Below are 20,457 nucleotides of genomic sequence, written 5' to 3' on the forward strand. Positions count from 1 at the left end.
TCACCAAAAAAAAGCCCGCACTGTTCAGGTGCGGGCTTTTTTCTATTTTACTCTTTATGCGTCAGCCCGCACCGTTACCTGTGGTAATGGTGGTGGTAATAATGATTGTGGTAATCAGGCTGTTTTTACGCATTTTAGATTTATCGTCTGTCTGTAAAATCTGTCGGCCTTCAGAAGTAAAGCAATTGCCCCACTAAGTCAATTTTTTTATCGCCTGCGCCTTATCGGCCCGGCGACGTCAGTTGAGACAAATTTAGCCTGATGCCGATCTGTTCTGTTATCCCTGCGATGGATAGCAGTAAATCACGCCATCAATTCGGCATTAGCCAGCGTTTTTATCTGCCAGCTTTTTTTCCACGTCGTGAAGTAAACGATGCAGCATTGCCGTATCCCGCTGCTGTAGCAGACCCAGCCGCTGCTGAAGCCAGTCCGCCAGTTTAACGTCACCCGTTACGTCCAGCTTCTCCAGCAGCAGCTGCGCACGCTGGCGCAGTGCGGCAAGCTGGGGAACCTCTGCCGCAGGCTCGGCGGCAGCACTGACCTGGCGCAGCGCAGATAGCTGGTAACAGTAGACCATCACCGCCTGGCCCAGATTCAGCGACGGATAGTCCCCGGCCATCGGGACCCCTGTCAGCAGATCGACCAGTTCCAGTTCTTCATTGGTCAGGCCGCTATCCTCACGGCCAAATACCAGTGCGGCGCTGCCAATCCACTGCTGCTTTTCTTCCAGTACGGTTTGTACCTGCTGTGGCGTTGCGTAGTAACGAAACTTTGCGCGACTGCGTGCCGTGGTGGCAATGCTGAAATCGATATCCTCAAGCGCGGCGGCCAGCGATTCCCAGTGCGTGGCATTATCGAGGATCTCGCAGGCTCCGTGGGCAACCCGTCTGGCGGCATCATCAAGATGGACATCGCTACTGACAATACGTAACTCACTAAATCCCATGGTTTTCATCGCACGCGCAGCGGCACCAACGTTTTCAGGACGAGCAGGAGAAACAAGAATAAGAGGGAAACGCATAACCGCCTTTACTATTAACAAAACCAGAGCGGGTACTTTGCCATGCCAAAGGCACAAATGACAGACGCTGATATTTAACAACTCGCCAACAGCAGCGTGGTAACAATTTAAAAGAGAAGAATCTGATGTTACACTAGCATTCTGTTGAATAAGCAATAAAAACCTGATGTTACGTAAATAAAATCAGTTTTATCAATTAAGTAACAATTGTTAAATGTATAGCAAACGTTAGATTAACCTCTCATCCTTAATCGTTAGCATTTGGCTCTGTTTGTGAGCTAAGCTGGCATTCTGGGAAGAGTTTTTCACAAAACTGTTAACGTGCTACAATTGGTTTGATATAAGTCAACTAAGCGTTACTTTATTGCTTAATGGTTGTTGCCAGTGCTGTTATGTTGCCGTTGTTGCAGTTAGGATGTATGCCGTATTTGCACTGCCGGGGCATTCAGACGCCACCCGTTTGGCTACGCTGACCATGTTGTTGACAGTAACTAAGGTGTATCAAGAAAATTATTCTGTACTGCTGTTCTTTTATCGCTGATTTTTCACATCAGCCTTGTGACGGCGGTATGTCCTGTTCCAGTTTTGTTGGCAATTTTAGGTAGCGAACACATGCAGACCCCGCACATACTTATCGTTGAAGACGAATTAGTCACTCGTAATACACTCAAAAGTATTTTTGAAGCCGAAGGCTACATGGTTTATGAAGCTACGGATGGTGCCGAAATGCACCAGATCCTGACGGAAAACGACGTCAATCTGGTCATTATGGACATCAATCTGCCCGGTAAAAATGGCCTGTTGCTGGCTCGTGAACTGCGTGAGCAGGCTAATGTCGCCCTGATGTTCCTGACCGGACGCGACAACGAAGTTGACAAGATTCTCGGTCTTGAAATCGGCGCAGATGATTACATCACCAAGCCGTTTAACCCACGTGAACTGACCATCCGTGCCCGTAACCTGCTGTCGCGCACCATGAATCTGGCCGCGGTGAGCGAAGAGCGTAAACTGGTAGAATGCTACCGCTTCAACGGTTGGGAGCTGGATATTAACAGCCGCTCTCTGATCAATCCGCAGGGCGAACAGTACAAACTACCGCGCAGTGAGTTCCGTGCGATGCTGCACTTCTGCGAAAACCCGGGAAAAATCCAAACCCGTGCTGACCTGCTGAAAAAAATGACAGGCCGCGAACTGAAACCACACGATCGCACTGTTGATGTCACCATTCGCCGAATTCGTAAACATTTCGAATCAATTCCTGATACTCCAGAGATTATCGCCACCATTCATGGCGAAGGCTATCGCTTCTGTGGCGATCTGGAAGATTAACGGAAATCGTATTAAGTATTCATGGGCCGAATTTATTCGGCCCATTTTTTTATCTAAAAATCATGCGGTTCCGCAGTTCACTTTCCTCCCCACGGAATAATTGGCACGGCGCTGAGTGCATTTTTTGGTGAACCGTCAACAACCTTATCGGAATAACTGAGATAGATTAAAGCATTACGATTTTTGTCATAGAAACGGACAACCTGCAGCTTTTTAAATACCAGCGAAGTGCGCTTGCGGAAAACGACTTCTCCGTTTGATTTTCCCTGAGCGATTTTATCGGAAAGCGTAACCGGACCAACCTGCTGACAGGAAATTGCCGAGTCTGACGTATCCTCGGCAAGCCCCAGCCCCCCCTTGATGCCGCCAGTTTTTGCACGGCTCAGATAGCAGGTCACATTCGTCACATCCGGGTCATCAAATGCCTCTACGACAATTTTATGATCGGGGCCAAACAGTTTGAAAACCGTGTCAACAGAGCCAATCTCTTCAGCCTGTAGAGAGAATGAAACCAGCGCGACTGAAGCGACTATTAACAATTTTTTAATTGTCATGACGTTACCATTTCAAAGAAAATAGCCGACATTGTAAGTCATCTTGGATGACATACATAGCTCACCGCTACTCACGCGAACTATTCAATGAGCAATTGATTTAGCACATTCTTAAAACTATAACCGCGTACTTTAATTTTGCATTTAGTGCTACTATCCACCGACTTTGCTTTATTTGCTGCAACACTGAACTGAGTAGAATGAGGACGATTTAATGGACCAAGCCGGTATCATTCGAGATTTGCTTGTCTGGCTGGAGAGCCACCTGGATCAACCGCTGTCGTTAGATAACGTCGCGGCAAAGGCGGGTTATTCAAAATGGCATTTGCAAAGAATGTTTAAAGATGTCACGGAGCATGCCATTGGTGCATATATTCGTGCGCGTCGTTTGTCAAAAGCAGCGGTCGCCCTGAGGCTGACCAGCCGTCCGATTCTGGACATCGCTTTGCAGTATCGTTTTGATTCTCAACAAACCTTTACCCGGGCCTTCAAAAAGCAATTTACCCAGACTCCAGCCTGGTATCGCCGTTCATCTGACTGGAATGCTTCCGGGCTTCGCCCGCCCATTCGTCTGGGAGAGTTTAAACTTCCGGAACCAACGTGGGTTAGCATGCCGGAAACAACATTACTGGGACAGACGCAAAGTTATACCTGCACGTTGGAACAGATCTCCCGTTTTCGTGATGATATGCGCGTGCATTTTTGGCGCCAGTTTTTGACTGAAACGGATACGGTTCCGCCGGTGCTGTATGGCTTACACCAGTCGCACCCCAGTTCTGAAAAAGATGATGAGCAGGAGATACTTTACACAACAGCCGTGATGCCCGACCAGAACACCAGCCAGCTACAATCAGCGCAGCCGGTCACACTGGAAGGGGGAGACTATGTACAGTTTACCTATGAGGGATCGACCAGCGGATTGCAGGAGTTTGTCCTGCTGCTGTACGGCACCTGTATGCCACTTTTACATCTCACACGACGCAACGGCCAGGATATTGAGCGCTTTTACACGCACGGTGGTAAAAAGCGCGCTGAACCGCCGACTGAAATTCGCTGCGAATATCTGATCCCTATCCGGCGCGCGCCGGAATAAATGGGAAACAGCCAGGGCCAGTCACACCGGCCCTTTTTGTTCAGCGCTGCAGCTCGTCAAGCGCCGGTTCATCAAGATGGGTAATATCGCCAGCGGTTTCCACCACCCAGCCGGATGCCAGCCACGGGCTTTCCTGATGTTCGATACGAGAAATTGAGCAGTTACGAAGCCTTAACCGACGTTCTGCATTGGCAGGCAGACCCAAAATAGTGCTAAGCAATACGCCCAGCGCCATGCCGTGACTGACCAGCAGCGGGCGGCTACCGGCAGGCAGTTCAAGGCAGGCATTGAGGGCCTGATGCATACGAGCGGCCATCTCACTCATTGATTCCCCTTCAGGAATACGCCCATCTACGGTGCCGTCCACCAGCGTCTTACGCCAGCGTTCTTCTTCCGGTGTGAGGGAATCCAGCGCACGCTGCTCCAGCACGCCCATATTCAGCTCGCGCAGGCGGGGATCGACGGTCACATCGCAACCGCAGGCATCGGCAATAATCTCAGCAGTACGGCGGGTACGGCCCAGATCGCTGGCGATGACATGGGTAATACCGAGGCTTTTAACCCGCTCACCCACCTGATGCGCCTGTAATTCTCCTTTTGCAGTCAGCGCACTGTCTGACTGCCCCTGAATGCGCCGAGCGGCATTCCACAGCGTTTCTCCGTGGCGAACAAGATAGACCTGTAACATACGTTTTTCCGTTATACTGCGATTATTTACGTAAAGGGTTCAACCAATTATGTACCATGTTGTCGCTGCTACCAGCAATCCAGCCAAAATTAGGGCAATTACTCAGGCCTTCAGCGATATTTTCGGAGAAGGATCCTGCCACATTGAGGGTGTAGAGGTCGACAGCGGCGTAGCGGCACAGCCCATGACAAATACAGAAACGCGAACTGGCGCACGTCAAAGAGTGATGAATGCCAGGCAGGTCCGACCTGAAGCTGACTTCTGGGTGGCGATTGAGGCTGGAATCGAAGAGGACACCGCTTTCGCCTGGATGGTGATTGAAAACCATAAACTACGCGGTGAATCCCGCTCTGCCAGCTTTACGCTACCGGCGGTTGTAATGAAAGGGATTCATGAAGGTCGCGAGCTTGGCGAAGAGATGGCGCGCCTCACCGGAATTGATAATATCAAACAGAAAGGCGGCGCTATCGGCGCCTTCACCGCCGGGCATCTGTCCCGCACCAGCGTTTATCATCAGGCGCTGATCCTCGCCCTCTGTCCCTTCCATAACGACGTTTACAGCCAGCCGGTTTAAACCCGATCGCTGCCGTTCAGCAGTTGCGCTTCCAGCCAGGCTTTCAGGGCAGGTGGCGCACTTTTCAGACTGTTCGATCCACGGGTAATCGTGGCAATACCGGCACCCAGCTGGTTTTTAAGCTCGCGCTGGCTCATATCACCGCGCATCAGCTCTTCTACGATCCGTAGCCGGGTTCCTAACGCTTCACGCTCATCCGGAGTCAGCATCAGCTGGAGCAGCGGCAGATGCAGCTCACTCTGATAGGCACGCTGCATCAGTACGACAAAGCGCAGCCAGTCTTCATTTGGGGGTTCAACGGATACCGGAACAGGAGAATCATCGGTCATGATGGGCAACCATACTATTTAACTAGTACAGAAGTGTAGCATCATCACCGCCATACTTGAAGCCGCAACTGCATCAGCCGCTGCGGCCTGTTGGGAAGCACCTTAATAACGCTGCTGCCACTCGCTGTCAGCAAACAGCTTGTCCGGCTTATTGAGGAAATAACGGTAATAGGCATCATAGGCCAGCACGTTTTTCACATAGCCGCGTGTTTCTGAAAACGGAATGGTTTCAATAAAAGCCACCGGATCTAAACGCCCGGCGCTGTTGCCCTGCCAGGTTCTTACCCGCCCCGGACCGGCGTTATAGGCAGCAGACGCAAAGATGCGGTTCTGCCCGAACTGCTGATAAACCGATTCCAGATATTGTGTCCCAATCTGAATATTGGTTTCCGGATCAAGCAGCTGGCTGCTATTGCTGTAGCCGCTGATGCCGAATTTGGTCACCGTATGCTGAGCGGTTGCCGGCATCACCTGCATCAATCCGGATGCACCTACCGGCGAGCGGGCTTTCGGATTCCAGGCACTCTCCTGCCGTGCAATCGCCATTGCATAGCTTTGCGGTATGCTTTTTCCACTGATGTAGCGCTCAAACTGGCTCTGCCAGGCCAGCGGGAAGCGCTCCTGCAGGCTGTTCCACAACTTACCTGCAATAGTCGCCTGCACGCTAAGATCCCACCACCCCTGCTTCAGCGCGTAGCTGGCCAGCATCTGCTGCTGACCGGCGGTGCGGCTGCCGATCAAATAGCTCCACTCGCTGCGCGCCAGATTATCCATCCCCCAGTACATGAGCTCACGCACCCGGGCAATTTCCGGACCGGTGGTCAGTGCGGCGTCAATCGCCGGAGCCTTATCGATTTGCAGGGGATACTCCACACCCAGCCGCTGTGCAGCCGCCATCGGATAGAAGCCGCGCTCCTGCATCAGCTTGCGCAGAATGCCCTCGGCTTCCTCATTGCGCCCGCGCTCAAGCAGCAGGTCGGCCTGCCAGTACTGCCACTCGTCTTTCTCCTTCGCCTCCACCGGCAGACGGGCAATCCAAGTGTTTAAGCCACGGCGATCGTTGTTGCCCAGCGACATCCTCACCCGGCGCTCAACCAGCGAGGTCGAATCACTGCGCATCACCACGTCATCACGCCAGCGGCCCTGCTCGCTGGTAATATCATTACCCATCAGCCGCCAGGCTACCGCCTCTTTCAGCTCCTGCACCTGCTGCTCGTCCAGCTTCTGCTGCACCGCCAGTGAAGGGATCATCTGCCGGGCCTGCTCCGCATCGGTGCGCGCCACGCTGGCGAACGCAATCGCCGTCGCCTGGCGGGTAAAATCGGTTGGACCCACGCTGGCCGCGAAAGTCTGAATGGTCTGCGGATCGTTTTGCAGATTCATCACCGCGCTGGCGATGGTCTGATAATCCGCAGGCAGCTGCTTCGCCAGATAGTTCACCAGGCTGCCGTTGCCCGCTTTCATCGCCAGGCGGATGCGCTCCAGCGTAGTGATCGGATTTTGCTCTCCTGCCTGCTGCCAGACGCTGAACAGTTTGTCGCAAGTGGCAGGCAGCGACGAGCCGGTCAGCCAGATCTCTTTAGCTCCCTGCCAGGCGACCTGCTGCTCGCCGGTGGCCCATTTGGCGTAGTACCAGTTACAGCGCGCGGCAACGGGTTTGGGAGCCTGGGGGCTGAAGACCAGCAGCCCGCGCCAGTCTTCGCGCCGCGCCAGCTCGTTAACAAAACGGGCGGGCAGCGAGCGCACGGGTGGCAGTGTCGGATAGCGTTGGATAAAGGCGTTCACCGCCAGCCCGGTTTCCTGACCGAGATCCTGTGCCAGCTGGCGATACTCCAGATAGGGATAAAGCGGATAATCCTGCAAAGTGGGCATCAGCTGTGCCACGGTATCCATCTGTTTGCTATCCCAGGCCTGCTTGATCTGCAAATACCGGGTGCGCTGTGCATCCAGCGAATCCGCCTGCACACTGCCTGCCGCCAGCACCAAACAGGATGCCACTGTCCACAACTGCCACTTGTCCGCCATGACCTTCCCCACCTTACTTTGTTAATCCTGAACACCCAAAACTACCCCCTTCATGCTAACCAGGTACAGCCGGTTGTGCCACGTGACGAACAAATATTTACCGAAATCCTTTCTGCGCCCCATTTTTGCTCATTCGCTGCGCGTTGATTGTGCACGCTCAGCGCAGAGATGGATTAAAAACAATAAAATTCAATCAATTAAAAACATGGCACATCCTTTGCTCTATTGAATTCCATCTTGTATACCAGACGGAATTCAACATATGGCTTTAACCACAGGATTTACGTTACAGGACTGGCAGCATCACTATCAGCAGCATCCTGATTCGGTGCTGTCCACGCTGGAGTCGCTGCTCTCCGGACTTTCAACCGCCGACAATGCCTGGCTGTACCTTGCTTCTCCCGCCCAGCTGCGAGCGCAGGTTGAACCGCTGCTGGCGGCCTGGCAGCAGAATCCGGCGTCGCTGCCGCTGTTTGGCGTTCCCTTCGCGGTTAAAGACAATATTGACGTCGCGGGCTGGCCGACCAGCGCCGCCTGCCCGACCTTCACTTATCAGGCCGAAGCCGATGCCACTGCGGTAGCCAGACTGAAGGCAGCCGGTGCCGTGGTGATTGGCAAAACTAACCTCGATCAGTTCGCCACCGGCCTGGTCGGCACGCGCTCGCCGTTCGGCGCGGTCAGCAACACCTTTAACCCGGAATACGTCAGCGGCGGCTCCAGTTCCGGCTCCGCGTCGGTAACCGCCCGCGGGCTGGTCGGTTTTGCCCTCGGGACCGATACCGCCGGGTCCGGCCGCGTTCCCGCCGGATTCAACAATATCGTTGGCCTGAAGCCGACCAAAGGCTGGCTGTCGGCGACCGGCATGCTGCCCGCCTGCCGCCTGAACGACACCATTTCGATTTTCGCCCTGACGGTGGAGGATGCCTTCCTCGTCGCCAGCTGTGCCGGGGGCTACGACAGCCAGGATGCCTATTCGCGCGCCGATCCGGGCCTGGCACCCGCCGCCCTCTCCGCCGCGCCGCGTCTGGCCATTCCGGCCGTCCCGGAGTTCTTCGGCGATGCACAGGCCGCCGCCGCATGGGAAGCCGCACTGGCAGAGCTCACTGCCGGGGGCGCAACGCTGCATCCCATTGATTTCACACCGTTCCACCAGTTGGCGGAACAGCTTTATTACGGCCCGTGGGTGGCTGAACGTACCGTGGCCGTCGGCGACATGCTCAACCGCCCGGAGGAGATGGACCCGGTGGTGTACGGCATCGTTAACAGCGGCCATAACTACAGCGCCGTGGAGACCTTTAAAGCCGAGTACCTGCGCGCCGAGCTGACCCGTCAGATCCAGCAGACCCTGAGCCAGTTTGATGCGCTGGTGGTGCCGACCTCACCGACCATTCATACCCTGGAAGAGATGAAGCAGGAGCCGGTGCGTTACAACTCGCAGTTCGGCACCTACACCAACTTTACCAACCTCGCCGACCTGTCCGCGCTGGCGCTTCCCGGCCCGTTCCGTGCCGACGGACTGCCTGCCGGGATCACCGTTATCGCGCCAGCCTGGTACGACCGTGCGCTGGCAGAATTTGGTCGCCGCTGGCAGCAACAGCAGGCGCTCAGCCTCGGTGCGACCGGCCTGCCGCAGCCCGCGTCCAAAAAGTCATTACCCGCGTCTCCACTGCACGTGCGCGTTGCGGTAGTGGGTGCCCACCTGACCGGCATGCCGCTGAACCACCAGCTGACCCGCCGCGATGCCGTGCTGGTGGAAGAAACCACCACCGCCGCCTGCTACCGGCTGTATGCGCTGGCTAACACCACCCCGGCCAAACCCGGCCTGGCGAAAGACAGCGCGGGCGCAGCAATCACCGTTGAGCTGTGGGATATCCCGCTGGCCCGCTTCGGCGAGTTTGTTGCAGAAATCCCGGCACCGCTGGGGATAGGAACGCTGGAACTGGCCGATGGCCGCACGGTGAAGGGCTTTATCTGCGAACCGGCGGCACTGGCAGAGGCAACTGAAATCACCGCATTCGGTGGCTGGCGCAACTGGCTGGCCCGTCAGGAGACGTCACATGTTTAATACCGTACTGATCGCCAACCGTGGCGAAATCGCCTGCCGCGCCATCCGCACCCTGAAGCGCCTGGGTATTACCAGCGTGGCCGTTTTCTCCGATGCGGATCGGAATTCCCAGCACGTGAGAGATGCCGATATTGCGATTGCGCTGGGCGGCGAAAAAGCCAGCGACAGCTACCTGAAAATTGACAAGATCCTTAATGCCGCGCTGGAAACTGGCGCTCAGGCCATCTGGCCGGGCTACGGTTTTCTGTCCGAAAGCCTGCCGTTTGCCGCCGCCTGCGAAGAGGCCGGCGTGGTGTTTATCGGCCCCACCGCGCATCAGATCGGCGAATTTGGCCTGAAGCACCGGGCGCGTGAACTGGCCGCTGCCGCAGGCGTACCAATGACACCCGGCACGCCGCTGCTTGCTTCGCTGGACGAGGCACTGGCCGCTGCGGAGCACATTGGCTACCCGGTTATGCTGAAAAGTACCGCGGGCGGCGGCGGCATCGGTCTGACCCGCTGTGAGGACGACGCTGCACTGCGCAGCGCCTGGGAGAGCGTCCGCCGCCTGGGCGAGCAGTTCTTTAGCGATGCGGGCGTGTTCCTGGAACGCTGCATCGATCGCGCCCGCCATGTTGAGGTACAAATCTTCGGCGACGGTCAGGGCAAAGTGATTGCCCTCGGCGAACGCGACTGTTCCTTACAGCGCCGCAACCAGAAAGTGTTGGAAGAAACCCCGGCACCCAGCCTGCCTGCCGCCACGCGCAGCGCGCTGCTGGAATCTGCAGTAAAACTGGGCGAGCTGGTGAACTACCGCAGCGCCGGAACCGTGGAATATATCTACGATGCCGCCCGCGACGAATTCTACTTCCTCGAAGTGAACACCCGACTGCAGGTGGAACATCCTGTCACCGAATGCGTCACCGGTCTGGACCTGGTGGAGTGCATGCTGCAGGTCGCGGCGGGCGAACAACCCGACTGGGCGCGGATGGCTCAGGCCCCGCAGGGGGCTTCCATTGAAGTACGTATCTACGCGGAAGATCCGCTGAAGAACTTCCAGCCCAGCCCCGGCGTACTGACCGAAGTCAGCTTCCCGGACGATGTGCGCGTGGACAGCTGGATTACCACCGGCACCGAAGTTTCCGCCTTCTACGATCCGATGATCGCCAAACTAATCGTTCACGCCGAAAACCGCGAGGCGGCGCTGAAGAAAATGCAGACCGCGCTGAATCAGACTCGCCTGCACGGCATCGCCACCAACCTCGACTATCTGCGCCAGGTTGTCGCCACGGACGCCTTCCACAGCGGCAAGGTGTGGACGCGCATGCTGGACAGCTTCAGCGCCGCCTCGCCGGTGATTGAAGTGATTCAGCCAGGCACCTGGAGCAGTATTCAGGACTATCCAGGCCGCCTCGGCTACTGGGATATCGGCGTGCCGCCTTCCGGCCCGATGGATGATTACGCTTTCCAACTGGCTAACCGTATCGTCGGCAACGCAGAAGAAGCCGCCGCGCTGGAGTTCACGCTACAGGGACCGACTTTGCGTTTCCACAGCGATGCGCTGATCGCCCTGACCGGTGCGCGCTGCCCGGCCACACTGGACGATGAAGAGGTTGCTTACTGGCAGCCGCTGGCGGTCAAAGCGGGCCAGACGCTGACATTAGGTCGTGCGCAGCAGGGCTGCCGTACCTATCTGGCGGTGCGAAACGGTTTCGATGTGCCGGAATACCTCGGCAGCCGTTCTACGTTTGCCCTCGGCCAGTTTGGCGGCCACGCCGGGCGCACGCTGCGCGTTGCCGATATGCTGGCGATTTCGCAGCCCGAACTGGAAGCCTGCACGACGCCAGCGCCGGTCAGCGAACCCCGGGCGCTGCCTGTGGCCGCCCAGCCGGTCTACGGCGATGAGTGGCGCATCGGCGTGCTCTACGGGCCGCACGGCGCACCCGACTTCTTTACCCAGCAGTCGATTGATGAGTTCTTTGCCAGCGACTGGCACGTCCACTACAACTCAAACCGCCTTGGCGTACGCCTGGTGGGGCCGAAACCCGGCTGGGCGCGTGATAACGGCGGCGAAGCCGGGCTGCACCCTTCCAATGTTCACGACTGCGAATACGCCATCGGCGCGATCAACTTTACCGGCGACTTCCCGGTGATCCTCACCCGCGACGGACCGAGCCTTGGCGGCTTCGTCTGCCCGGTGACCATCGCCAAAGCCGAGCTGTGGAAAGTCGGCCAGGTAAAACCGGGCGATCGCCTGCGCTTCCATCCGATTAGTCCGGAAGAAGCCCATGCGCTGGAGCAGGCTCAGGCCCGCAGCGTGGAAAACCTGAGCGCGCTGCATCTGCCGAGTTTTGAGGTGCCGTCGCTGGCAGAAACCGCGCACGGTTCCGCCACCATTCTCGGCTCACTGAAAGCCACCGCCACTACACCAACGGTGGTCTGGCGCCAGGCGGGCGACAATTACATCCTGCTGGAATACGGCGATAACGTGCTGGACCTGGCGCTGCGCCTGCGCATCCATCTGCTGATGACCGCGCTGCGCGATTACGGCCAGCCCGGCGTTGAAGAGCTGTCTCCCGGCGTGCGCTCGCTACAGATCCGCTATGACAGCCGCATTCTCAGCCAGAAACAGCTGATGACGCTGCTACAGGATCTTGAGAAAAATCTCGGCGACGTCAGCCGGATGAAGGTGCCGTCGCGCATCGTGCATCTGCCAATGGCCTTTGAAGACAGCGCGACGTTAGGCGCGGTGGAACGCTACCAGGAAACCGTCCGAGCCAGCGCGCCGTGGCTGCCGAACAACGTTGATTTTATCCAGCGTATTAACGGCCTCAGCAGCCGCGATGAGGTGAAAGATACGATCTTCGACGCCAGCTATCTGATCCTCGGCCTGGGCGACGTTTACCTCGGCGCACCGTGCGCGGTGCCGATTGACCCGCGTCACCGCCTGCTGAGCTCGAAGTACAACCCGGCGCGCACCTTTACCGCCGAAGGCACCGTTGGTATCGGCGGCATGTATATGTGCATCTACGGCATGGACTCCCCCGGCGGTTATCAGCTGGTGGGCCGCACGCTGCCAATCTGGAACAAGTTCCTGAAAAACGATCAGTTTGCCGCCAACGAACCCTGGCTGCTGCACTTCTTCGACCAGGTGCGCTTCTATCCGGTCAGCGAAGCCGAGCTGGACGTGCTGCGTGATGATTTCCGTGAAGGCCGCGCCAGCGTGCGTATCGAACACAGCGAATTCGACTTTGCGGAACACACGCAGTTCCTCGCCGATAACGCCGGGTCCATCGCGGCCTTCCGCAGCCGCCAGGCCAGCGCCTTTGATGCCGAAGTAGCACTGTGGGCGCAGGAAGAGGAAGGTGCGCCGCTCAGCAGCAGTGAGAATCTGCTGCCGCCGGAAGAGGACGACAGCGCCCTGCAGGTCAGTGCCGATATGAACGGCAATATCTGGAAGATCCTGGTGCAGGAAGGGGACGTCGTGGAGGCCGGGCAGCCGCTGATCGTGGTAGAGGCGATGAAAATGGAGCTGGCCATCAACGCACCGCAGGCCGGTCGGGTAAAACGCATTGGCTGTCAGTCAGGCCGTCCGGTCAGCCCGGGCGATGCGCTGCTGTGGCTGGAATAAGGATGTGAGCATGCAGGGAACGTCGCAGAAAAACAGCAAAGATCGGCCGGAGGTGCTGGCCGATCGCGTCTACCACGCGCTGAAAAATGACATTTTCGACTTTCGTCTGATGCCGGGCGACCGCTTCAGCGAAAGCGAAATCGCCACGCGCATGGCGGTCAGCCGCACCCCGGTGCGCCAGGCGCTGTTTCGCCTGGAGCGTGAAGGCTATGTCGAAGTGTGGAACCGCCTCGGCTGGCAGGTTCGCCAGTTTGATTTTGCGTACTTCGAAGAGCTGTACGACCTGCGCACGGTGCTGGAGTGCGAGGCGGTGAAACGGCTCTGCCGCCTGCCCGCCCGGCAGTGCAGCGAGCTGCTCGACCGGCTGACGCGCTTCTGGATTGACGAACCGCGTCTGGCCGACTTTATCGCCGTTTCCCTGCATGACGAAGCGTTTCATATGGCGCTGGTTTCTGCCGCAGGCAACGAAGAAATGGCCCGTATTCACAGCGAGTTAACTGAAAAAATCCGCATCATCCGCCGCCTCGACTTCACCCGTGAGGATCGCGTTGATGCCACCTATAACGAACACGCCCGGATCTTAAACGCAGTACTTCACCAGCAAAGCGAGGAGGCCCAACAAATTCTGACCGACCATATTGCCGTCAGCAGGGCAGAGGTCAGAAAAATCACATTGCATATGCTCCAGCAGGCGAGGCTACACACGGTTTCACCCACATAATCTTTTAAAAAATTTCAGGGGATTACTGATGAAAAGACGTTCATTGCTCAAGGCCTTTGCACTTTCTGCCACCGTTATTGGCATGGGATTATCCTGGAACGCTCAGGCGGCCGACACCATTAAAGTCGGCATTATGCACTCACTCTCCGGCACCATGGCGATTTCCGAAACGCCGCTGAAGGACGTGGCGCTGATGACCATTGATGAAATCAACGCCAGGGGCGGCGTGCTGGGCAAAAAGCTGGAGCCGGTGGTGGTCGACCCCGCCTCTAACTGGCCGCTGTTTGCGGAAAAAGCCCGCCAGCTGCTGACCCAGGATAAAGCCGCCGTGGTGTTTGGCTGCTGGACATCGGTATCCCGTAAGTCCGTTCTGCCGGTGTTTGAAGAGCTGAACGGTCTGCTGTTCTACCCGGTGCAGTATGAAGGCGAAGAGATGTCGCCAAACGTGTTCTACACCGGTGCCGCGCCAAACCAGCAGGCGATTCCGGCGGTTGAGTATCTGATGAGTGAAGATGGCGGTTCGGCAAAACGCTTCTTCCTGCTGGGTACAGACTACGTTTATCCGCGCACCACCAACAAGATCCTGCGCGCTTTCCTGCACTCTAAAGGCGTGAAGGACAGCGATATCGAAGAGGTCTACACGCCGTTTGGCTACAGCGACTACCAGACTATCGTATCCAACATCAAAAAGTTCTCTGCCGGTGGCAAAACGGCGGTGGTTTCCACCATCAACGGCGACTCTAACGTACCGTTCTACAAAGAGCTGGCTAACCAGGGCATCAAAGCAACCGATGTACCGGTCGTCGCCTTCTCGGTAGGCGAAGAAGAGCTGCGCGGGATTGATACCAAGCCGCTGGTCGGCAACCTGGCCGCGTGGAACTACTTCGAATCGGTGGATAATCCGGCTAACGCCAAGTTCGTTGCCGATTACAAAGCCTATGCCAAAGCGCACAAACTGCCGAACGCCGATACCGTCGTGACCAATGACCCGATGGAAGCCACCTATGTCGGCATCCATATGTGGGCGCAGGCGGTCGAGAAAGCAGGCACCACCGACGTGGATAAAGTCCGCGCCGCCATGGCCGGACAGACCTTTGCCGCGCCGGACGGCTTCACTCTGACCATGGATAAAACCAACCACCACCTGCACAAACCGGTGATGATTGGCGAAATCGAAGATAACGGCCAGTTCAACGTGGTGTGGCAGACCGATAAGCCGGTTCGCGCACAGCCGTGGAGCCCGTACATCGCCGGTAACGACAAAAAGCCTGACCACCCGGTAAAAACCACCAACTGATAGTCCCGTTCCGAAGGGCCAGGCGCTGCCTGGCCCGCTGAAATTCATCGCACCCGAGAAAAGCGAGAGAGCACACTATGATGCGATTGCTGCTAATACTGCTGTTCAGCCTGCCATGCCTTGCCGTGGCCGGACCGGCAGCGGACTTTTCCGCCGCCAGCCGCAGCGATCAGCTGAAGATTCTCCAGCAGTGGGCCGCCGCTCCGGACCCTGCCCGCCTGCCGCTGTTGCAGGCCCTGCACGGTGAAACCGTGGTTCTCGACGAGAACAAACAGCCCTTCAATCAGCTCAAAGACCAGCTGACACCGCTGGAAGGCAGTGCCACGCCGGTGGGCGTCACCAAAAAGCTGTTTATGAATAACCGGCTACGCACGATGATTGCCACCACGCTTGCCGCCCATCAGCTGGTCAGCCCGCAGGCTGCGACGCGGCTGAAAGCGGCGCGCGCGCTGCAAAATGATGCCCAGCCCGATCAGCTGCCACTGCTGCGCCAGAGGCTGGCGGCAGAGCAGGACAGCAGCGTCCATGCGGTATTAGCCCAGGCCGTTGCCGGGTTACAGCTGGCCGACAGCGACCCGCAGGTACGTCTGCAGGCGGTCAGAGTGCTGGGCGAAACCAGCGATCCGCAAACCCAGGCCAGCCTGGAACGCCTGCTGTCACCGCAAAATGAAACGGATGCCACCGTACGCGCCGCCGCCGCCGATAGCCTCAAACAGATCCGCCATCGCCTGATGCTGGGTGATGTGCTCGGCCAGGCATTTACCGGCCTGTCGCTGGGCTCCGTGCTGCTGCTGGCGGCACTCGGTCTGGCTATCACCTATGGTCTGCTGGGGGTGATTAATATGGCCCACGGCGAAATGCTGATGCTGGGCGCTTACGCCACCTGGATGGTGCAAAACCTGTTTCAGCGTTTTGCCCCGGAGTGGCTGGCATTTTATCCGCTGCTGGCGCTGCCGGTAGCCTTCTTTATTACCGCCGCCATCGGCATGGTGCTCGAACGTACCATCATTCGCCATCTTTATGGCCGCCCGCTGGAAACGCTGCTGGCGACCTGGGGCATCAGCCTGATGCTGATCCAGCTGGTCCGCGTCGTCTTTGGCACCCAGAACCTGGAAGTCGCTAACCCTGCCTGGCTTTCGGGTGGAATGCAGGTGCTGCCGAACCTCGTTCTGCCGTACAACCGCCTGGCGGTAATGGTGTTCGTGGCTGGCGTGCTGATACTGACCTGGCTGCTGCTCAATAAAACGCGTCTGGGCATGAACGTACGGGCGGTAACGCAGAACCGCGCCATGGCCGACTGCTGCGGCGTGCCCACCGGACGCGTGGATATGCTGGCCTTCGGCCTGGGTTCCGGCATTGCCGGGCTGGGGGGCGTGGCGCTTTCACAGCTGGGCAACGTCGGGCCCGAGCTGGGTCAGGGCTATATTATCGACTCCTTCCTGGTGGTGGTGACCGGCGGCGTTGGCCAGCTGGCCGGCACCGTGGTGGCCGCGCTCGGCCTGGGTATCCTCAATAAAGTACTGGAACCGCAGATCGGGGCCGTGCTTGGCAAAATCCTGATCCTCGTGCTGATCGTGCTGTTTATCCAGAAGCGGCCGCAGGGGCTGTTCGCCTTTAAAGGAAGGGTGATTGACTGATGACGCAACCCATGACGCTAACCGTGGCGCAGAAAGCGCCGCGTCTGACCCTCGGGCTGGGGGCGGTGCTGCTGCTGGCTCTGCTGGTGCTGCCGTTCCTCGCGCTGCTGCCGCAGGATAACCCGCTGGCGCTGTCAACCTATACGCTGACGCTGGTCGGCAAAATCCTCTGCTACGCCATTGTCGCCGTGGCTCTGGATCTGGTGTGGGGCTACGCCGGGCTGCTCTCGCTCGGCCACGGCCTGTTCTTCGCGTTGGGCGGCTATGCCATGGGTATGTACCTGATGCGCCAGGCCGCCGGTGATGGCCTGCCCGCCTTTATGTCGTTCCTGTCGTGGAGCGAACTGCCGTGGTTCTGGGCCGGAACGCAGCACTTCGCCTGGGCGCTGTGCCTGATCGTGCTGGTGCCGGGCGTACTGGCGCTGGTGTTCGGCTGGTTTGCCTTCCGCTCGAAGATCAAAGGGGTCTACTTTTCAATTATGACCCAGGCGCTGACCTATGCCGGTATGCTGCTGTTCTTCCGCAATGAAACCGGCTTCGGCGGTAATAACGGCTTCACCGGTTTTACCACCCTGCTCGGCTTCCCGATTACCACCACTGGCACGCGCATCGGGCTGTTTGTCGCCACAGTGCTGCTGCTGGTCATCAGCCTCGGCATTGGCTTTGCGCTGTCCCGCAGCAAGTTTGGCCGCGTGCTGACCGCAGTGCGCGATGCGGAAAACCGACTGATGTTCTGCGGCTACGATCCGCGCGGCTTCAAGCTGTTCGTCTGGACGCTGTCGGCGGTGCTGTGCGGGCTGGCCGGTGCGCTGTATGTGCCACAGGTCGGCATTATCAACCCTGGCGAAATGTCGCCGACCAACTCGATTGAGGCCGCCATCTGGGTCGCCCTGGGCGGTCGCGGAACGCTGATTGGCCCGATGCTGGGTGCGGCCATCGTCAACGGTGCGAAAAGCTGGTTTACCGTCGCCTTCCCGGAATTCTGGCTGTTTTTCCTCGGCCTGATGTTTATCCTCGTTACGCTGTTCCTGCCGCGTGGCGTGATTGGCCTGCTGCGCAGGAGGAAACATGACTGAACAACTGTTTACCCAGCCCCATCCGTCCGATCGCCACCGTGCGCAAACCGATCCGGTCCTCCAGTTGGATAAGATCAACGTTTCCTTTGACGGCTTCCGGGCGCTGACCGACCTGTCATTGCAGATTGGCGTGGGCGAGCTGCGCTGCATCATCGGCCCCAACGGCGCAGGAAAAACCACGCTGATGGACGTGATCACCGGCAAGACCCGACCGGATACTGGTCGGGTTTTCTATGACCAGGATACCGACCTCACCACGCTATCGCCGCCGGAAATCGCCCGCGTCGGCATTGGCCGCAAGTTTCAGAAGCCGACGGTATTTGAGGCGCTGACGGTGTTTGAAAATCTGGAAATCGCGCTGAAAACCGATAAATCCGTCTGGGCCTGCCTGCGGGCAAAGCTGAACGGCGAGCAGCAGGATCGGATCGATGACGTCCTTAAGCTGCTACGCCTCGGCGGCAGTCGGCAGCGCACCGCCGGGCTGCTGTCCCACGGTCAGAAACAGTTCCTTGAGATCGGCATGCTGCTGGTGCAGGAGCCACATCTGCTGCTGCTGGACGAACCCGCGGCGGGAATGACCGATGCGGAAACGGAGTACACCGCCGAGCTGTTCCGCAGCCTCGCCGGAAAACATTCGCTGATGGTGGTGGAACACGACATGGGCTTTGTAGAAACCATTGCCGACCACGTGACGGTACTGCATCAGGGCCAGGTACTGGCGGAAGGATCGCTGCGTCAGGTGCAGGCCAACGAGCAGGTTATTGAAGTCTATCTGGGGCGCTGACATGTTAAAAGTATCGGAACTGAATCAGTACTACGGCGGCAGCCATATTTTGCGCGGACTGTCGTTTGAAGCCCGCCCCGGCGAGGTCACCTGCCTGCTGGGCCGCAACGGAGTGGGGAAAACCACCCTGCTGAAATGCCTGATGGGACTGATCCCCGCCAAATCCGGCACCATCAGCTGGCAGGATAAAGCGATTAACAATCGTAAGCCACACCAGCGGGTGCAGGCCGGGATCGCCTACGTGCCGCAGGGCCGTGAGATCTTCCCCCGCCTGACCGTGGAAGAGAACCTGCTGATGGGGCTGGCGCGTTTTTCCGGCGCGCAGGCCGCCAAAGTGCCGGAGGAGATCTGGCAGCTGTTCCCGGTGCTGCTGGAAATGCGGCAGCGGCGCGGCGGCGATCTTTCCGGCGGCCAGCAGCAGCAGCTGGCAATCGGGCGAGCGCTGGCCTGTAAACCACAGCTGCTGATCCTTGATGAACCCACCGAAGGGATCCAGCCTTCGGTGATCAAAGAGATCGGCGCGGTGATAGCCGGGCTGGCGAAACGCGGTGATATGGCGATCCTGCTGGTGGAGCAGTTCTACGACTTCGCCGCTGAACTGGCCGACAGCTATCTGGTGATGTCGCGCGGGGAGATTATTCAGCGCGGTCGCGGCGAGGATATGGAAGCGGACGGTGTACGCGGGCTGGTAGCGATCTGATGCCCGCCCTGGCCGCGCCTGTGTGCGGCCAGGATTGGCTTTCCGGCAGGTTTGCGTGGAATTTGCGGCGCTATCCTATTGAAGGTACACTCCAAATTGTCTGAAATGGCCAGGTTAATGTTGACCTTTACCGTCATTCGCCACATTGGAAGAACCATCATGGAAACCCGGCGCGACGAGCGCATAAACAAGCTGGCCCAGGCGCTGAAGCGCACCGATAAAATCCATCTGAAAGAAGCCGCCCGGCTGTTGGGCGTCTCTGAGATGACCATCCGCCGCGATCTGAATGAAGGTCCCGGTGCGGTGGTGCTGCTCGGCGGCTATATCGTTGCCGATCCCATCCGCAATCAGAGTCACTATTTTGTCTCCGACCAGATGAGCCAGCACGTTGAACAAAAACGGCTACTGGGTCTGCGCGCGGCGGCGCTGATTAATCCCAATGAGACAATTTACTTTGACTGCGGCACCACTATTCCGTGGATTATTGACGCGATTGACGACGATATGCCGTTTACCGCCGTCTGTTGTGCGGTGAATACTTTCCTCGCCCTGAAGGAAAAACCGGCCTGCCGGGTTATCCTCTGCGGCGGTGAATTCCACCCGGACAACGCCATGTTTACCCCACTGGGTCAGCTGTCGGTGATGGATAACCTCTGCCCGGATAAGGCGTTTATTTCCGCAGCGGGCGTAGATATCAAACAGGGTGCCAGCTGCTATAACCTGAACGAGCTGCCGGTAAAGCTGCTGGCGCTTCAGCGTGCACGCCAGCGGCTGCTGGTGGCTGACAGCAGCAAATTCGGCAAGGTGCTTCCGGCGCGCATCGCCGATCTCAGCGCCTTCGACGGTCTGATTAGCGATGCCGCTCCGCCGCAGGACCTGGGAATTCCGGTGATCTGCCCGTAAAGCGGGCATCCCTCCCGGCAGCCATTTACTCCCTGCACGCTAAAAAGCCTG

The 20,457-nt window shown here is 57.9% G+C and carries 18 protein-coding genes and 1 other annotated feature; of the genes, 12 read left to right on the forward strand and 6 right to left on the reverse strand.

What is annotated here, in order from left to right:
- Nucleotides 1-4: 4 nt before the first annotated feature.
- Nucleotides 5-126 (reverse strand) — a sequence feature (Thr leader region).
- Nucleotides 62-133, reverse strand: coding sequence for a thr operon leader peptide (gene thrL, locus OMR58_RS14335; RefSeq protein ID WP_105594825.1), 72 nt, complete (start codon nucleotides 131-133; stop codon nucleotides 62-64). It overlaps the preceding feature by 65 nt.
- Before the next feature lie 189 nt (nucleotides 134-322).
- The gene (locus OMR58_RS14340) at nucleotides 323-1,021 is read right to left on the reverse strand and encodes a tRNA/rRNA methyltransferase (protein ID WP_264546254.1); all 699 of its coding nucleotides are present in this window, start codon (nucleotides 1,019-1,021) and stop codon (nucleotides 323-325) included.
- 612 nt (nucleotides 1,022-1,633) lie between these two features.
- Here OMR58_RS14340 and arcA point away from each other — a divergent pair.
- A complete protein-coding gene (gene arcA, locus OMR58_RS14345) occupies nucleotides 1,634-2,350 on the forward strand; it encodes a two-component system response regulator ArcA (protein WP_105594790.1) in 717 nt (238 codons plus the stop codon).
- A gap of 77 nt (nucleotides 2,351-2,427) precedes the next feature.
- Here the strand turns inward: arcA and creA are convergent, their stop codons facing one another.
- Nucleotides 2,428-2,904: a protein CreA gene (gene creA, locus OMR58_RS14350; protein WP_264546255.1), complete on the reverse strand. Its 477-nt coding sequence runs from the start codon at nucleotides 2,902-2,904 to the stop codon at nucleotides 2,428-2,430.
- Nucleotides 2,905-3,118: 214 nt separating this feature from the next.
- Between creA and robA the strand changes: the two genes are divergently transcribed.
- Nucleotides 3,119-3,997 (forward strand): MDR efflux pump AcrAB transcriptional activator RobA, encoded by an 879-nt coding sequence (gene robA, locus OMR58_RS14355; RefSeq protein WP_200545127.1) that lies wholly within the window; start codon nucleotides 3,119-3,121, stop codon nucleotides 3,995-3,997.
- A gap of 40 nt (nucleotides 3,998-4,037) precedes the next feature.
- Here robA and gpmB read toward each other — a convergent pair whose 3' ends face one another.
- A complete protein-coding gene (gene gpmB, locus OMR58_RS14360) occupies nucleotides 4,038-4,685 on the reverse strand; it encodes a 2,3-diphosphoglycerate-dependent phosphoglycerate mutase GpmB (protein ID WP_200545126.1) in 648 nt (215 codons plus the stop codon).
- A 49-nt stretch (nucleotides 4,686-4,734) separates the two neighbouring features.
- Between gpmB and yjjX the strand changes: the two genes are divergently transcribed.
- A complete protein-coding gene (gene yjjX / locus OMR58_RS14365; protein WP_200562004.1) occupies nucleotides 4,735-5,259 on the forward strand; it encodes an inosine/xanthosine triphosphatase in 525 nt (174 codons plus the stop codon).
- Here yjjX and trpR read toward each other — a convergent pair.
- A complete protein-coding gene (gene trpR, locus OMR58_RS14370) occupies nucleotides 5,256-5,588 on the reverse strand; it encodes a trp operon repressor (protein WP_264546256.1) in 333 nt (110 codons plus the stop codon). The two genes, yjjX and trpR, sit on opposite strands and share 4 nt — an antisense overlap.
- 102 nt (nucleotides 5,589-5,690) lie before the next feature.
- Nucleotides 5,691-7,613 (reverse strand): murein transglycosylase, encoded by a 1,923-nt coding sequence (gene sltY / locus OMR58_RS14375; RefSeq protein ID WP_264546257.1) that lies wholly within the window; start codon nucleotides 7,611-7,613, stop codon nucleotides 5,691-5,693.
- Between the two features lie 262 nt (nucleotides 7,614-7,875).
- Here sltY and atzF point away from each other — a divergent pair, with 262 nt between their 5' ends.
- From atzF to deoR, 9 genes are all read left to right on the forward strand, one after another.
- Nucleotides 7,876-9,678: an allophanate hydrolase gene (gene atzF / locus OMR58_RS14380; RefSeq protein WP_264546258.1), complete on the forward strand. Its 1,803-nt coding sequence runs from the start codon at nucleotides 7,876-7,878 to the stop codon at nucleotides 9,676-9,678.
- Nucleotides 9,671-13,288 carry an urea carboxylase gene (uca, locus tag OMR58_RS14385; protein WP_264546259.1) on the forward strand — a complete coding sequence of 1,206 codons (3,618 nt, stop codon included), beginning with the start codon at nucleotides 9,671-9,673 and terminating at the stop codon, nucleotides 13,286-13,288. The genes atzF and uca overlap by 8 nt, the downstream gene beginning before the upstream one ends.
- Nucleotides 13,289-13,298: 10 nt before the next feature.
- On the forward strand, nucleotides 13,299-14,009 hold the full coding sequence (locus tag OMR58_RS14390) for a GntR family transcriptional regulator (RefSeq protein ID WP_264546260.1): 711 nt from the start codon (nucleotides 13,299-13,301) through the stop codon (nucleotides 14,007-14,009).
- Between the two features lie 28 nt (nucleotides 14,010-14,037).
- On the forward strand, nucleotides 14,038-15,306 hold the full coding sequence (gene urtA / locus OMR58_RS14395; RefSeq protein ID WP_264546261.1) for an urea ABC transporter substrate-binding protein: 1,269 nt from the start codon (nucleotides 14,038-14,040) through the stop codon (nucleotides 15,304-15,306).
- Nucleotides 15,307-15,383: 77 nt separating this feature from the next.
- Nucleotides 15,384-16,943 (forward strand): urea ABC transporter permease subunit UrtB, encoded by a 1,560-nt coding sequence (gene urtB, locus OMR58_RS14400; RefSeq protein ID WP_264546262.1) that lies wholly within the window; start codon nucleotides 15,384-15,386, stop codon nucleotides 16,941-16,943.
- Complete coding sequence (gene urtC, locus OMR58_RS14405; RefSeq protein ID WP_264546263.1) at nucleotides 16,943-18,019, forward strand: urea ABC transporter permease subunit UrtC; 1,077 nt, start codon at nucleotides 16,943-16,945, stop codon at nucleotides 18,017-18,019. The genes urtB and urtC overlap by 1 nt, the downstream gene beginning before the upstream one ends.
- Entirely contained in the window at nucleotides 18,012-18,803 is a 792-nt protein-coding gene (gene urtD, locus OMR58_RS14410; protein ID WP_264546264.1) for an urea ABC transporter ATP-binding protein UrtD, read from the forward strand. The genes urtC and urtD overlap by 8 nt, the downstream gene beginning before the upstream one ends.
- A gap of 1 nt (nucleotide 18,804) precedes the next feature.
- Nucleotides 18,805-19,503, forward strand: coding sequence for an urea ABC transporter ATP-binding subunit UrtE (urtE, locus tag OMR58_RS14415; protein WP_200561991.1), 699 nt, complete (start codon nucleotides 18,805-18,807; stop codon nucleotides 19,501-19,503).
- Nucleotides 19,504-19,662: 159 nt separating this feature from the next.
- The gene (gene deoR, locus OMR58_RS14420; RefSeq protein ID WP_200562068.1) at nucleotides 19,663-20,406 is read left to right on the forward strand and encodes a DNA-binding transcriptional repressor DeoR; all 744 of its coding nucleotides are present in this window, start codon (nucleotides 19,663-19,665) and stop codon (nucleotides 20,404-20,406) included.
- Nucleotides 20,407-20,457: the final 51 nt, after the last annotated feature.

The sequence above is a fragment of the Erwinia sp. INIA01 genome, assembly GCF_025947915.1.
Classification (GTDB): domain Bacteria; phylum Pseudomonadota; class Gammaproteobacteria; order Enterobacterales; family Enterobacteriaceae; genus Erwinia; species Erwinia coffeiphila.